The sequence below is a fragment of the Streptomyces sp. NPDC021080 genome (assembly GCF_044333225.1).
GTDB lineage: Bacteria > Actinomycetota > Actinomycetes > Streptomycetales > Streptomycetaceae > Streptomyces.
This window is the reverse complement of record NZ_JBIRQM010000001.1, coordinates 74,461-87,351: the sequence shown is the minus strand read 5'-3', so window position 1 is coordinate 87,351 and position 12,891 is coordinate 74,461. Positions and strand designations below refer to the sequence as shown.

The 12,891-nt window shown below is 71.9% G+C and carries 14 protein-coding genes; 11 read left to right on the top strand and 3 right to left on the bottom strand.

Annotated features, from left to right (window positions below; genetic code table 11):
* Positions 1-294: 294 nt before the first annotated feature.
* On the bottom strand, positions 295-1,326 hold the full coding sequence (gene ligD / locus ACH4S8_RS00375; protein ID WP_398389453.1) for a non-homologous end-joining DNA ligase: 1,032 nt from the start codon (positions 1,324-1,326) through the stop codon (positions 295-297).
* Positions 1,327-1,459: 133 nt separating this feature from the next.
* On the bottom strand, positions 1,460-2,194 hold the full coding sequence (locus ACH4S8_RS00370; protein WP_398389452.1) for an SDR family oxidoreductase: 735 nt from the start codon (positions 2,192-2,194) through the stop codon (positions 1,460-1,462).
* A gap of 92 nt (positions 2,195-2,286) precedes the next feature.
* Here ACH4S8_RS00370 and ACH4S8_RS00365 point away from each other — a divergent pair, with 92 nt between their 5' ends.
* The 5 genes from ACH4S8_RS00365 to ACH4S8_RS00345 all read left to right on the top strand — a co-directional run bounded on the left by ACH4S8_RS00365 (position 2,287) and on the right by ACH4S8_RS00345 (position 6,764).
* Positions 2,287-3,150 carry a LysR family transcriptional regulator gene (locus ACH4S8_RS00365; RefSeq protein ID WP_398389450.1) on the top strand — a complete coding sequence of 288 codons (864 nt, stop codon included), beginning with the start codon at positions 2,287-2,289 and terminating at the stop codon, positions 3,148-3,150.
* A gap of 317 nt (positions 3,151-3,467) precedes the next feature.
* Positions 3,468-4,094 (top strand): hypothetical protein, encoded by a 627-nt coding sequence (locus ACH4S8_RS00360; RefSeq protein ID WP_398389449.1) that lies wholly within the window; start codon positions 3,468-3,470, stop codon positions 4,092-4,094.
* Positions 4,095-4,139: 45 nt separating this feature from the next.
* Positions 4,140-4,409: a hypothetical protein gene (locus ACH4S8_RS00355; protein WP_398389448.1), complete on the top strand. Its 270-nt coding sequence runs from the start codon at positions 4,140-4,142 to the stop codon at positions 4,407-4,409.
* Between the two features lie 131 nt (positions 4,410-4,540).
* Positions 4,541-5,611 carry an ATP-dependent DNA ligase gene (locus ACH4S8_RS00350; RefSeq protein WP_398389447.1) on the top strand — a complete coding sequence of 357 codons (1,071 nt, stop codon included), beginning with the start codon at positions 4,541-4,543 and terminating at the stop codon, positions 5,609-5,611.
* Between the two features lie 169 nt (positions 5,612-5,780).
* Complete coding sequence (locus ACH4S8_RS00345; protein WP_398389445.1) at positions 5,781-6,764, top strand: DUF3048 domain-containing protein; 984 nt, start codon at positions 5,781-5,783, stop codon at positions 6,762-6,764.
* 18 nt (positions 6,765-6,782) lie between these two features.
* Here the strand turns inward: ACH4S8_RS00345 and ACH4S8_RS00340 are convergent, their stop codons facing one another.
* On the bottom strand, positions 6,783-7,247 hold the full coding sequence (locus ACH4S8_RS00340) for a MarR family winged helix-turn-helix transcriptional regulator (RefSeq protein WP_398389444.1): 465 nt from the start codon (positions 7,245-7,247) through the stop codon (positions 6,783-6,785).
* Between the two features lie 240 nt (positions 7,248-7,487).
* Here ACH4S8_RS00340 and ACH4S8_RS00335 point away from each other — a divergent pair, with 240 nt between their 5' ends.
* From ACH4S8_RS00335 to pcaD, 6 genes are all read left to right on the top strand, one after another.
* On the top strand, positions 7,488-8,270 hold the full coding sequence (locus ACH4S8_RS00335; protein WP_398389442.1) for a CoA transferase subunit A: 783 nt from the start codon (positions 7,488-7,490) through the stop codon (positions 8,268-8,270).
* Complete coding sequence (locus ACH4S8_RS00330; RefSeq protein WP_398389441.1) at positions 8,270-8,917, top strand: CoA transferase subunit B; 648 nt, start codon at positions 8,270-8,272, stop codon at positions 8,915-8,917. The genes ACH4S8_RS00335 and ACH4S8_RS00330 overlap by 1 nt, the downstream gene beginning before the upstream one ends.
* A gap of 114 nt (positions 8,918-9,031) precedes the next feature.
* A complete protein-coding gene (gene pcaH / locus ACH4S8_RS00325; RefSeq protein WP_398389439.1) occupies positions 9,032-9,808 on the top strand; it encodes a protocatechuate 3,4-dioxygenase subunit beta in 777 nt (258 codons plus the stop codon).
* The gene (gene pcaG / locus ACH4S8_RS00320) at positions 9,805-10,368 is read left to right on the top strand and encodes a protocatechuate 3,4-dioxygenase subunit alpha (RefSeq protein ID WP_398389437.1); all 564 of its coding nucleotides are present in this window, start codon (positions 9,805-9,807) and stop codon (positions 10,366-10,368) included. The genes pcaH and pcaG overlap by 4 nt, the downstream gene beginning before the upstream one ends.
* Positions 10,365-11,714 (top strand): 3-carboxy-cis,cis-muconate cycloisomerase, encoded by a 1,350-nt coding sequence (pcaB, locus tag ACH4S8_RS00315; protein WP_398389436.1) that lies wholly within the window; start codon positions 10,365-10,367, stop codon positions 11,712-11,714. Before pcaG ends, pcaB begins: the two co-directional genes overlap by 4 nt.
* A complete protein-coding gene (pcaD, locus tag ACH4S8_RS00310; protein WP_398389434.1) occupies positions 11,711-12,853 on the top strand; it encodes a 3-oxoadipate enol-lactonase in 1,143 nt (380 codons plus the stop codon). Before pcaB ends, pcaD begins: the two co-directional genes overlap by 4 nt.
* Positions 12,854-12,891: the final 38 nt, after the last annotated feature.

Sequence of the window (12,891 nt, the reverse complement as noted above, 5' to 3'; positions counted from 1 at the left end):
ATCAGGATAGCCGCGCGACCGCTCGCTCCGGGGAAGTGCTCCCCGATCATCGAGAACGGCTCGATCCGATCTCTCCGGAGGGCACTTCGGCGGAGCGGGCACCTGCCCGCTCCCCCGGTGTCCGGTCCGGCGGAACCCGTTGTCAGTGGGGTGCGGCATGCTGTGATCAGTGGCGGGAACACGCCGCGGCCAAGGGGAGGTCCGCGTGCTCACGGGGATCGAGGAGATCGACCGGTCGTCGTCGGGACACTCCTGCACCGAGCCGGCGACGGACGTGCCGGACCTGTTGGGGGATCAGTCGCCCGACGGCCCGGCGTCCTCGTGTTTCGCGCGGCTCGGCTGCACCCGTTTGGGTTCGCCCGGCATCTTCGGATAGTCGGGCGGGTACGGGAGGTCGCCGAGGCCGTGGTCGTGCTCGTCGCGGTCGGCGAGTTCCAGCAGGGCCTCCAGGGAGAAGGCGTGGTCGTCCATGTCGGCGTGCACATCGCCGAGTTCGGCGAAGCGCTTCGGCATGGTCGCCAGGTCGAAGTCCCGGGGTCTGGCGTCCTGCACCTCGTCCCAGCGCAGGGGCGCGGAGACCGGGGCGTGCGGGCGGGGCCGTACGGAGTAGGCGGAGGCGATGGTTCGGTCCCGGGCGGTCTGGTTGTAGTCCACGAAGATCTTCTCGCCTCTCTCCTCCTTCCACCACGCGACGGTGACCTGGTCGGGCATGCGGCGTTCGAGCTCGCGCCCCGCGGCGATGGCGGCCCGGCGCACCTGGGTGAAGGTCCAGCGCGGCTGGATCGGCACGAAGAGGTGCAGCCCGCGGCCTCCGGAGGTCTTGGGCCAGCCCCGCAGACCGCCGTACTCGTGCAGGATCTCCCGCAGTTCGTGGGCGGCCCGCACCGCGTCGGCGTAGTCCGTACCGGGCTGGGGGTCGAGGTCGATGCGCAGTTCGTCGGGGCTGTCGACGTCGTCGCGGCGGACCGGCCACGGATGGAAGGTGAGCGTGCCGAACTGCGCGGCCCACAGCACCGCGGCGGGCTCGGTGGGGCACATCTCGTCGGCGCTGCGGCCGCTGGGGAAGGTGATGCGGGCGGTCGGGATCCAGTCGGGCATGTTCTTGGGCGCCCGCTTCTGGAAGAAGGACTCGCCAGTCACCCCGTCCGGATAGCGCTCCAGCGTGGTGGGGCGGTTGCGCAGGACGCGCAGGATGCCGTCGCCGACGGCGAGGTAGTACCGGGCGAGATCCAGCTTCGTGAAGCCGCGCTCCGGGAAGAAGATCTTGTCCGGGCTGGACAGGCGAACGCTCCTGCCGGCCGCTTCGAGTTCCACCGCATCGCCCATGCGAGCCACGGTAGGCGCGGCTCACGGGTCCCGCACACCGGGCGCAGAGGCCGTCTGCTCTCCTGTCGATCCGGTCCTTCTCCACCGTTTCGTGGACCTGCCGGAGCCTCGTCGACTCACGGCGGGTTCGTGATCACCAGGGGACGACGCCGTCGTCCTCGAAGAACGAACCGGTCGGGCCGCCGTCGGGCAGGGTGGCGAGCCGGATCGCTGTGGCCGCGCCCTGTTCAGGAGTGCGGGGCCCTTGGAAGCCTGTGAAGTCGGTCGCGACCAGGCCCGGGCAGGCGGCGTTGATCAGGATGTTCGTACCGGCGAACTGCCGGGCGTACTGCACGGTGAGGGCGTTGAGGAACGACTTCGACGGCGCGTAGGCCGCCATGATCGGGATCTCGATGTCCGGGTCCGTCTGCCGGGCCAGGGAGCCGACGCTGCTGGAGACGTTGACGATGCGCGGCGAGGCCGAGCGCCGCAGCAGTGGCAGCATCGCGTTGGTCACCCGGACGACACCCATGACGTTGGTATCCACGACCGCGCGGAGCACCTCCAGGTCGAGCGCGGTCGGGTCCTGCACCCACCCCGGGTCCATCTCGCCCGAGATGCCGGCATTGTTGACCAGGACGTCCAGACGTCCGGCCAGCCGTTCGATCAGTTCCGCGGCATCAGTGACGCTCCGGTCGTCGGTCACGTCCAGCGGTACCCCGAACGCGTCCACGCCGGCGGCGCGCAGCTTCCCGACGGCGGTTTCGCGTCGGGCGGCGTCGCGGGCTCCCACGCCCACGCGGTACCCGAGGCTGCCCAGCCCGGCCGCGATCTCGTACCCGATGCCCTTGTTCGCGCCGGTCACCAGCGCGATCATCGTTTCGCTCATGCTGATGATGTTGGCTCGCGGACGAGTGGCGCGGCCAACACCGATACGGTGTCCTGTCATACCTGCCAGGTATCACCGCGTATGCTGCGGCCGTGGACACCCTGGAGACCCGCGAGCTGAGGTACTTCGTGGCGGTCGCCGAGGAACTCCACTTCGGGCGCGCCGCCGAGCGCCTCGGCATGGCCCAGCCGCCGCTGTCGCGGGCGATCCAGCAGCTCGAACGGCGCCTCGGGGTCTGCTTGTTGCAGCGCAACCGCCGTGGCGTCCGTCTGACCGGTGCCGGAGAGGTGCTGTTGCACGAGGGCCGGGCGGCCCTCGACGCGACCGCTGCCGCCGCTCGCCGCACCCGGCGCGCCGGCGGTGCCGACAGCCCTGACGGCTCCCGCGGTCGGCTGGTCCTCGCGGTGAAGGCCGCCGCGTCCCACGAACTGCTGCGGAAACTTCTCGACGCCTACGCGGCCGAGCCCGACAGTGCCGAGATCGAGGTGCTGCCGTGCGGCATTTGCGAGCAGGAAGAGCTGCTGCGCGACGGACGCGCCGATGTCGCGCTCATGCACACGCCGTGGAACTCCCTCGCCGGGTTCGACAGCGAGGCACTGACGACCGAGGGACAGGTCGCCGTCCTGCCTGCCGGGCACCCCCTCGCCGCCCGCGAGACCTTGTCCCTGGCCGATGTCAGGGACGTCCCCGATCTGCCGCTCGCCCGCTGGCCCACCCACGGCACCTACGCACCCGGCCCGGGCCCCGAGATCCACAACCAGACGCAACTGGCCCAGTTGATCGCCCTCGGACGCACCGTGGCGGTCGTCCCCGACTCCGCCCGCTCCTGGCTGTGGGCCGAGCACACGGCAGTCCCCTTGACCGACGCACCTCCCGTCGTGACCCACATCGTCTGGCCCGCCCACAGCCGCTCCCTCGCCCTGGCCGGCCTGATCCGCACGGCCGCACGGCTATGACCAGCTCCTGCCCCCAGCGGTCAGCACCAGGGACAGCTCAGATGCCACCAGGGCCGACGAGACCGAAGAAGCAGACCCGCGGGACCGGATCATCCGGGACGGCGAGCGAATCGGACCAGATCATTCGAGACAGGGACCGGATCGCCCGAGACGGGACACGACGCACGGTGCCGAGGCGCAGCCGGAGCTTGTCGCCCTCTGACAGGTGATCTCGACCATGTGCCGGGCGAGTTCGACCGGTCGGGTCCGTGTCGGCGCTGCCGGTTGATTCGGCAGCTCAGTGACCGTATGTCAGAACCGGGTGGTAGACATCGGCTGTGGATACCGATGATTCCCGCCTGCCATCTGTCGATCACCCTGCCGAGATCGCTTTCAGGCGAGGGTGCCAGGCCCTGGACTCGGGGGACCGGGAACGCGCACGCAGCCTGTTCGAGGAGGCAGTTGGCGGTTCCGGCCCGCAGATGCTCTGGTACGTGGCCGAGGCATGCCTGGAAACCGACCAAAGCGCATTCTGGATGCGTCGGGCCGTGGTCTCGGAGAGCGAGCCGGGCGGCATCACGGTGGACCCGGGCGCGCTGCGCATTCTGGGGGGCGACGGCGATATGTTCCAACAGCACTGGGAGATCGCCGTCGAGTCGGACGATCCGGCCCGTGCGGTCGCGGCGCTCACCGCCGCGGAACGCCGCCTGGGGCGCGTGCTCGAGGACGGCCGCGAACTCTCGCCGGAGGAAGCCGACGACACCATGGCCGACACCGACCTCTACAGCCCCAACTACGTCGCCGTCGACGACACGGTGCCCCGCGTGTGGATGGACTGCAAGGGCGGGATGTTTCCGCACATGGCCCGCACCGCGCTGCGCATCGTGGCAGACGAACTGCGCAAGGCCGGGGTACGGCGCGCGCACCTGTTCACCCGTCCCGCATCGCACCCCTCGGACAGCTAGCGACGACCGCCGGCGGAGCCGGGCACCGCTGGACGACCATCGCCGGTGGCAGAGCAGTCCGCCGCGGCGCCGAAGCGGCACACGACGCCCCGACCGATCCGGGTGCCGGATCCGCCGTGGCAGGCATACGGCCGGGTGTGCGAACAGCTCGGGACGGATCGCACGAACGACGTCCTCGAGCACATGAGGGCCCGTGTCCTCGAGCACGGCACCGACGAGGACGAGGCCGACCTGGAGAAGGCCGACAAGGAGCTCGCGGAGCGCCGGTCCCGCAAGGGCGGACGGCCGAAGCAGGACCCGGCCACCGGCGGCTGAGCACCGCGGTCGCGTCTCACACCCGTCTCACGGCCCGGTCGTGAAACGGCGGTAAAACCGCAGGACAGCCGGACCCTGTCGGCCGAATGGCGCAACAGGCGGACACCATGGACGGCTCTTAGAGTCGAAGTATGGATCTGCCGGTGATGCCACCCGTCAAGCCGATGCTCGCCAAGTCCGTGGCGAAGATCCCGCCGGACATGCACTACGAGGCGAAGTGGGACGGCTTCCGGGCGATCGTGTTCCGCGACGGCGGCGAGGTGGAGCTCGGCAGCCGTACCGGCAAGCCGCTGACCAGGTACTTTCCTGAGCTCGTGGAGGCGTTGCGGGAGCGGTTGCCGGAGCGCTGCGTGATGGACGGGGAGATCGTGATCGCCAGGGAGGGGCGGCTCGACTTCGACGCGCTCACGGAGCGGATCCACCCCGCCGACTCACGGGTGCGCATGCTGGCCGAGAAGACCCCCGCCTCCTTCGTGGCCTTCGACCTGCTGGCACTCGCCGACACCTCCCTGCTCGACGTGCCGCTGAGCGACCGGCGCGCGTTGCTGGTGAAGGCGCTGTCCGGGGTGACGGCGCCGGTCCACGTGGCGCCCGCGACCACGGACGGCGAGGTGGCGCAGCGGTGGTTCGAGCGGTACGAGGGGGCGGGGCTCGACGGAGTCGTGGCGAAACCCCTCACGCTGCCGTATCTGCGGGACGAGCGCGCCATGTACAAGATCAAGCACGAGCGGACGGCGGATGTCGTCGTCGCCGGCTACCGCTTCCACAAGAGCGGACCGGTCGTCGGCTCGCTGCTGCTGGGCCTGTACGACGACGGGGGCACGCTCCAGCACGTGGGCGTGAGCGCTGCGTTCACGATGAAGCGGCGGGCGGAGCTGGTGGAGGAACTGGAGCCCCTGCGGCTCGAGGACGCGGCCGGGCATCCGTGGGAGGCCTGGGCGCAGGAGTCGGCGCACGAGTCGGCCCGGCTGCCGGGCGCGCCCAGCAGATGGTCGGCGCAGAAGGACCTGTCCTGGATCCCGGTCCGGCCCGAGCGGGTGGCCGAGGTGGCGTACGACCACATGGAGAACGGCGTACGGTTCCGCCACACGGCCCGCTTCCGCCGATGGCGCCCCGACCGCACCGCCGAGAGCTGCACGTACGGACAACTGGAGGAGCCGGTCGGCTACGACCTGGCGGAGATCCTGGGGCCGCGGAGCTGACGCACCGGGCACGGAACCACTTCGTCCGCAACCCCGTTCGCCCCTGTACGGATCGACCCGCCGAGCCGATCACCTCACTCGCCACGCGTAATCAGAAACGATCGGGTAAGGCCACCGATGAACTGATGAGCGCATAAATCGATGGCACGGGACAGGTGGCACGGTGGGCATGCGAGAGATGGCACGGACGCGGCGGGGCGCGTGGACGGCGGCGCTGCTGGCCGTCACGGTGACGGGCTCCCTGGTGTCGGGCTGCACCTCGGGGGGCGGGGCCCCCGACGACGGCCGGTCTCCGAGTCAGAGCCGGAGCCCGAGCGAGAGCAAGACCGGCACGGCGAAGGCCGGTCCGGTGCTCGCCGTGAAGATAGACAACGCGCCCGACGCCCGCCCCCAGACGGGGCTCGACGCGGCGGACGTGGTCTACGCGGAGCAGGTCGAGGGCGGTCTGAGCCGGCTGATGGCGGTCTTCGCGAGCACCCTGCCCAAGGCCGTCGGGCCCGTGCGCAGCGCCCGCGAGTCGGATCTGGAACTGCTGAGACAGTTCCACGAGCCGACGCTCGCCTTCTCCGGGGCCCAGCACAAACTGCTGCCGCTGATCGCCGACGCCCCGCTGGATCCCGAGCCGGCGGGGAAGGTGCCCGACGCCTGGTACCGGGGCACGGGCAAGGCCGCGCCGCACAATCTGTATCTGCGCCCGCGGCAGCTGATGGACTCCGTGCCCGGCGACGCCGCCCTGACCACGGGCTTCCGTTTCGGTTCGGCGCCCGCGGGCGGCACCCCCGAGGCCTCCCGCACGGTCCGCTTCCCGTCGGCGCGCTTCACCTTCACCTGGTCCGCCGACCGCGGGCGCTGGCTGGTGGCCATGGACGGCACCCCGACCGTGACGACGGACGGCAAGACGGTGGCCCCGGCGACGGTGGTCATCCAGTACGTGAAGGTGCGGACGTCGAGGTACCACGACTTCCTCGGCAACAACACTCCGTTCACCGAGTCGGTGGGCACGGGCACGGCCCAGGTGCTGCGCGACGGCCGCGCCTTCGACGCGAAGTGGACGCGCCCCGAGGCGGCCGACGGCACCCGGTTCACCACCCCGGACGGCGCGCCGATGAACTTCGCCCCGGGCCAGGTGTGGGTCGTCCTCGCCAAGGCGTGAGCTCCCCGGGCGCGGGCCTCAGCGCTCCGCGGGGAGGGGCTCCGAGGGGTTGCGGAGCATCTCCGCGGCGTCCGAGACCCGTCGGATGAGGTCGAAGAAGAGGTCCTGTTCCCCGGCGGAGAGGGGCGCCAGGAAGACCTGGTTCATGCGTGCGGTGCGCACGGTCAGCTTCCGGTGGACGCGCAGGCCGTCGTCCGTGAGGCGGAGCAGGAAGCGCCGCCCGTCCTGCGGGTCGCGCACCTTGTCCAGCAGCTCGCGGCGCCCGAGCCGGCTGATGACCTCGGCGATGGTGGACCGGTCGAGGCCCACCCGCTCCCCCACCGTGCGCTGGTCGAGGCCGGGCTCGGCGACGAGCGCGTTCAGGACCGCGAACTGGGGCGAGGTGATCTCCTCGGAGACCATCGTGTTCCACAGCAGGTAGTGCGCCTGCTGCAGTCGCCGGGCCAGGTGCCCGGGGTGGGTGGAGAGGTCCACCGCGGCCATGTGCGCTCCTCGGATCCGGTACGCGCCGGTGCGTTCATATTGGTTGGTGCACTGAACGATACCCGCCCACCTGGCGACTGTCCCGCTTCCATCGACCGGACCGACCTCCCCCTTCACGTCGCCTATCTGGAGTCTTGACGCGCCGAAGTCCGGGTGGCAGCGTGTTGCGCACCTCGGAGAATTAATCAGTGCCCTGATTAATTGAGGTGCGGGACACTCGGGAGAGATGGGGCTTCACGGATGGACAAGGTGGTCGCCACGGCACTGGAGGCGGTGGCCGATGTACCGGACGGCGCGACGCTGGCGGTCGGCGGATTCGGCCTCAGCGGTGTGCCGAACGTGCTGATCCAGGCACTCCACGAGCGTGGCGTGCGGAGGCTCGGGGTCGTCTCCAACAACTGCGGGGCCATGGACTCCGGACTCGCGACCCTGCTCTCCGCCGGACGCATCGCCCGGGTCACCGGCTCGTACATCGGCGCGAACAAGGAGTTCGCCCGGCAGTACCTGGCCGGCGAGCTGGAGGTCGAGATGATCCCGCAGGGCACGCTCGCCGAGCGGCTGCGCGCCGGCGGTGCCGGCATCCCCGCCTTCTACACGCCCGCGGGGGTCGGCACCCAGGTCGCCGAGGGCGGGCTGCCGTGGCGGTACGACGGCCGGGGCGGCGTCATCCTGGCCTCCCCGCCGAAGGAGGTCCGCGAGTTCGACGGCACCGCGTACGTGCTGGAGCACGGCATCCGCACCGATTTCGCGCTGGTGCGGGCCGCGAAGGGCGACCGGCACGGCAACCTCGTCTTCAACAAGTCCTCCCGGAACTTCAATCCGCTCGCCGCGATGGCCGGCCGGGTGACGGTCGCCGAGGTCGAGGAACTCGTGGAGCCGGGCGGGATCGATCCGGACGCGGTGCACCTGCCGGGCATCTTCGTGCAGCGCGTCGTGGCGCTGACCCGCGAGCAGGCGGGCGCCAAGATGATCGAGAAGCGGACGGTCTCGGCGTCCGCCGGGGACGGAACGGTGGGCGAGTGATGGCCTGGAGCAGGGAGGAGATGGCCGCCCGCGCCGCGCGCGAGCTGACGGACGGCCAGTACGTGAACCTCGGCATCGGACTGCCGACCCTGATCCCCAATCACCTCCCCGCGGGGGTCGAGGTGGTCCTGGAGTCGGAGAACGGCATTCTGGGCACCGGCCCCTACCCGGCCGAGGATCAGGTCGACCCCGACCTGATCAACGCCGGCAAGGAGACCGTCACGGTCCTGCCGGGTGCCTCGTACTTCGACTCCGCGCTGTCCTTCGGGATGATCCGCGGCGGGCACATCGACGTCGCGGTGCTGGGCGCGATGCAGGTGTCGGCCGGCGGCGACCTCGCCAACTGGGCCGTCCCCGGCAAGATGATCACCGGCATCGGCGGCGCGATGGACCTCGTCCACGGGGCCCGGAGGGTCATCGTGGTCATGACGCACACCGCCAAGGACGGCTCGCCCAAGATCCTGCGGGAGTGCGGACTGCCGCTCACCGGAAAGGCGTGCGTCAACCGGATCGTCACCGACCTGGGCGTCCTCGACGTCACCGCCGGGGGTCTGCTCCTGGTGGAGACCGCGCCGGGTGTCACCGCCGGTGAGATCGCGGCGAGGACCGCCGCCGAGATCGTCGTCGCGGAGGGGATCGGATCGTGAAGGACGTCCGCACCGCCGCCGCTGTCCGGACGCCCGCCGGCAGGTACGCCGCACCCCTCCGTATCGGCGTGGGCCAGGACCCCGCCCTCGTCCTCGAACGCTAGGAAGTCGACCATGGCCCTCACCCAGACGGAGATCGACGCCGGGATCAAGGATCTCCAGGACGCGTACGACAAGGCGGTGGCCGGCGGCGCGCCCGTGCGGCACCATCCCGCACGCGACTACGCCCCGTACCTCGGCTCACGGCTGCGCCACCCGAAGCAGCCGCTGGTCGCCGTGAGCGGCGGCGACCCGGAGACGGTCGAGCTGTCGGGCCCGGTCTTCGGTGTCACCGACATCACCGAGATCGACAACGACCTCACCCTGCAGCACCGGGGCGAGCCGATCGGCGAGCGGATCACCGTCTCGGGCCGGCTGCTCGACCGCTCGGGCCGTCCGGTGCGCGGCCAGCTCATCGAGATCTGGCAGGCCAACGCCGCGGGACGGTACGCCCATCTGCGCGAGCAGCACCCCGCCCCGCTCGACCCCAACTTCACCGGTGTGGGGCGGACCCTGACGGATGATCAGGGACGGTACACGTTCACCACGGTGAAGCCGGGACCGTACCCCTGGGGCAATCACACCAACGCCTGGCGGCCCGCGCACATCCACTTCTCGGTCTTCGGCACCGCGTTCACCCAGCGGCTGGTCACCCAGATGTACTTCCCGGGCGACCCGCTCTTCCGTCACGACCCGATCCTGCGGTCCGTGACGGACGAGGCGGCCCGCGGCCGGCTGATCGCCGCCTACGACCATGATCTGTCGCGGCCCGAGTTCTCCCTGGGCTACGCGTGGGACATCGTCCTCGACGGTCCCTCCGCCACCTGGATCGAGGAAGGCCACCGAGCATGACCGAGCGATTGCTCCCCACCCCCGCCCACACCATCGGCCCCTTCTACGGCCACGCCCTGCCCTTCCCGGGCGGGGGCGACATCGCACCCCAGGGCCATCCCGACACGATCACCCTGCACGGCCGTGTCCACGACGGGGCGGGGGCGCCGGTCCCCGACGCCCTGCTCGACTTCTGGCAGGCCGGGCCCGACGGCTCCCTGAAGGGTGCCCCGGGATCCCTGCGCCGCGATCCGTCCACGGGCGGCTTCCTCGGCCGCAACGGCGTCGACTTCACGGGCTTCGGACGGGTCGCCACCGACGCCGACGGCCACTACGCGCTGCGCACGCTGCCGCCGGGGAACGCGGGACTGCCGTACATCGGCGTGTGCGTCTTCGCACGCGGTCTGACACACCATCTGTTCACCCGGGCCTATCTGGCCGACGGCACGGACCCGCTGCTCGACGCGCTGCCGGACGAGCGGCGCGCCACGCTGATCGCCACCGCGGGCGCGCCGCGGACGTACCGTTTCGACATCCGCCTTCAGGGCGAAGGCGAGACGGTCTTCCTGGAGTTCCGGTGACACCCGCCGACCCCCTCGCCACCGACACCGGGCTGCTCGCTCCCGGCCGGGCCGGCTCCCCGGCGTCGGCCGCGACGAGCGACACCGCGTATCTGCGGGCCCTGCTCGACGCGGAGGCCGCGCTGACCCGGGCCCAGGCGTCCCTGGGGCTGGCCCCGGCCGAGGCCGCGACGGCGGTGACCCTCGCGGCGCGCGGCGCGGACTTCGACCTCGCGTCGATCGCGCTGCGTGCCCGGGGCGGCGGCAACCCGGTGATCCCCCTGGTCACGGACCTGACAGCCGCTGTCGCCGCCGAGTTCGGCCCGTACGTCCACCGGGGCGCGACGAGCCAGGACATCCTGGACTCGGCCACCATGCTCGTCGCGGCCCGCACCCTGGACCTGGTCCTGGACGACCTGGAGCGGACCGCCGGCAACCTCGCCCGGCTCGCGGCCCGGCACCGGGACACCGTCCTGCCCGGCCGCACGCTCACCCAGCACGCGGTGCCGACGACCTTCGGACTGAAGGCGGCGGGATGGCGGTCGCTGGTGCTCGACGCCAGGGACCGGCTGCGTGCCGTACGAACCTCCCTGCCCGCCCAACTGGGCGGCGCGGCAGGCACCTTGGCCGCCTTCACCGCCTTCGGCGCGGCCGACACCCGGGCCCTCGTCGCCGCGTACGCCCGCGAACTGGGCCTCGCCGAGCCCGCGTTGCCCTGGCACACGCTGCGCACCCCGGTCGCGGACCTGGCCGGGGCGCTGGCGTTCACGGCCGGCGCGCTCGGCAAGACGGCCGTCGACGTGCTCACCCTCTCGCGCACCGAGATCGCCGAGCTGGCCGAAGGGACCGGCGGCGGTTCGTCCGCGATGCCGCACAAGGCGAACCCGGTCAAGGCCACGCTCGTCGCCTCGGCCGCCCGGCGCGCTCCCCTGCTCGCCGCGGCCCTGTACGGCTCGATGGCGGCCGAGGACGAACGCCCGGCCGGGGCCTGGCACGCCGAATGGGAACCCCTGCGCGATCTGCTCCGGCTGACCGGCGGGGCGGCCCGTGACACGGCCGAACTGACCGAGGGGCTACGGGTCGACGCCGACGCCATGCGCGAACACCTGGACCTCACCCATGGGTTGATCGTCTCCGAGCGGCTGGCCGCCGAACTCGCCCCGGTTCTGGGCCGGGCGCGCGCCAAGGAGCTGCTGACGCGGGCCGCCGAGCGGGCGGCCGGTGAGCGGCGGCCCCTCGCGGAGGTGCTCGGCGACGAGCCCGCTCTCCGGAGCCTCCCGGGTACCGGCCTCGCGGACCTGACCGATCCGACCCGCTACACGGGCTCCGCCGGAGTCCTCACCGACCGTGCTCTGGAGCGACGTTGACCGCGAACCTGCTCACCCATCGTGCCGAGGGGTCCCCCTCCGCTCCCCCGCTGCTCCTCGGGCCCTCGCTCGGGACGTCGTACGCCCTGTGGGACAAGGTCGCGCCCGAACTGTCCGCCGGCCACCGGGTGGTGCGCTTCAACCTGCCGGGACACGGCGGTTCACCGGCCGGCGCGATCGGCCCCGGGGCGACGGTCGCGGACCTGGCCGCGCTCGTGCTGGAGCTGGCCGACTCCCTGGGCATCGGGCGTTTCGCGTACGCCGGTGTGTCGCTGGGCGGCGCGGTGGGCCTGCATCTGGCGGTCCACCACCCCGAGCGGCTCTCGTCCCTCGCCGTCATCTGTTCCTCGGCCCACTTCAACGGGTCGAAGCCGTGGGAGGAACGGGCGCAGCGGGTGCGCCGCGAGGGACTCGGGCCCCTCGCCGCGACCGCCGACGCGCGCTGGTTCACCGCCGGTTTCACGGTGCCGGAGCTGGTCCGGGACCACCGTGACGCCGACCCGGAGGCGTACGCCGCCTGTTGTGACGCCCTGGCCGGCTTCGACATCCGGGACCGGCTGGCGTCGATCACCGTACCGACGTTGCTGATCGCCGGGCGCGAGGACCCCGCGACGCCGCCCGCGCATCTGCGGGAGATCGCGGACGCGGTGCCGGGCGCGGCGCTCGTGGAGATCCCGGGCGCCTCGCACCTTGCGCCCGCGCAGTGCCCGGAGGCCGTGCTGACGGCTCTGCGGACGCACTTCTCGGGAGGTGCCCGGCGCGGCATGGAGGTACGCCGGCAGGTCCTCGGTGACGCGCACGTGGACCGCGCGCAGGCGCGCCAGAGCCCGTTCACGGCCCGGTTCCAGGACTTCGTCTCGCGCTACGCCTGGGGTGAGATCTGGACCGACACGACACTGACCCGCCGCGAGCGCAGCATGATCACACTGACCGCTCTGGTGGCGCACGGTCACCACGACGAGCTGGCGATGCACGTCCGGGCGGCCCGGCGGGGCGGGCTCACACCGGAGGAGATCGGCGCGGTGCTGCTGCAGACCGCGGTCTACTGCGGTGTCCCGGCCGCCAATTCGGCGTTCGCGGTGGCCCAGCGGGTGCTGGCCGAGGAGAGCGCGGAGGACGACGGCTCCCCCGCGGACTGACCCCGCCGAGGGATCCCGCCCACGGGCTGCCCTCCGAC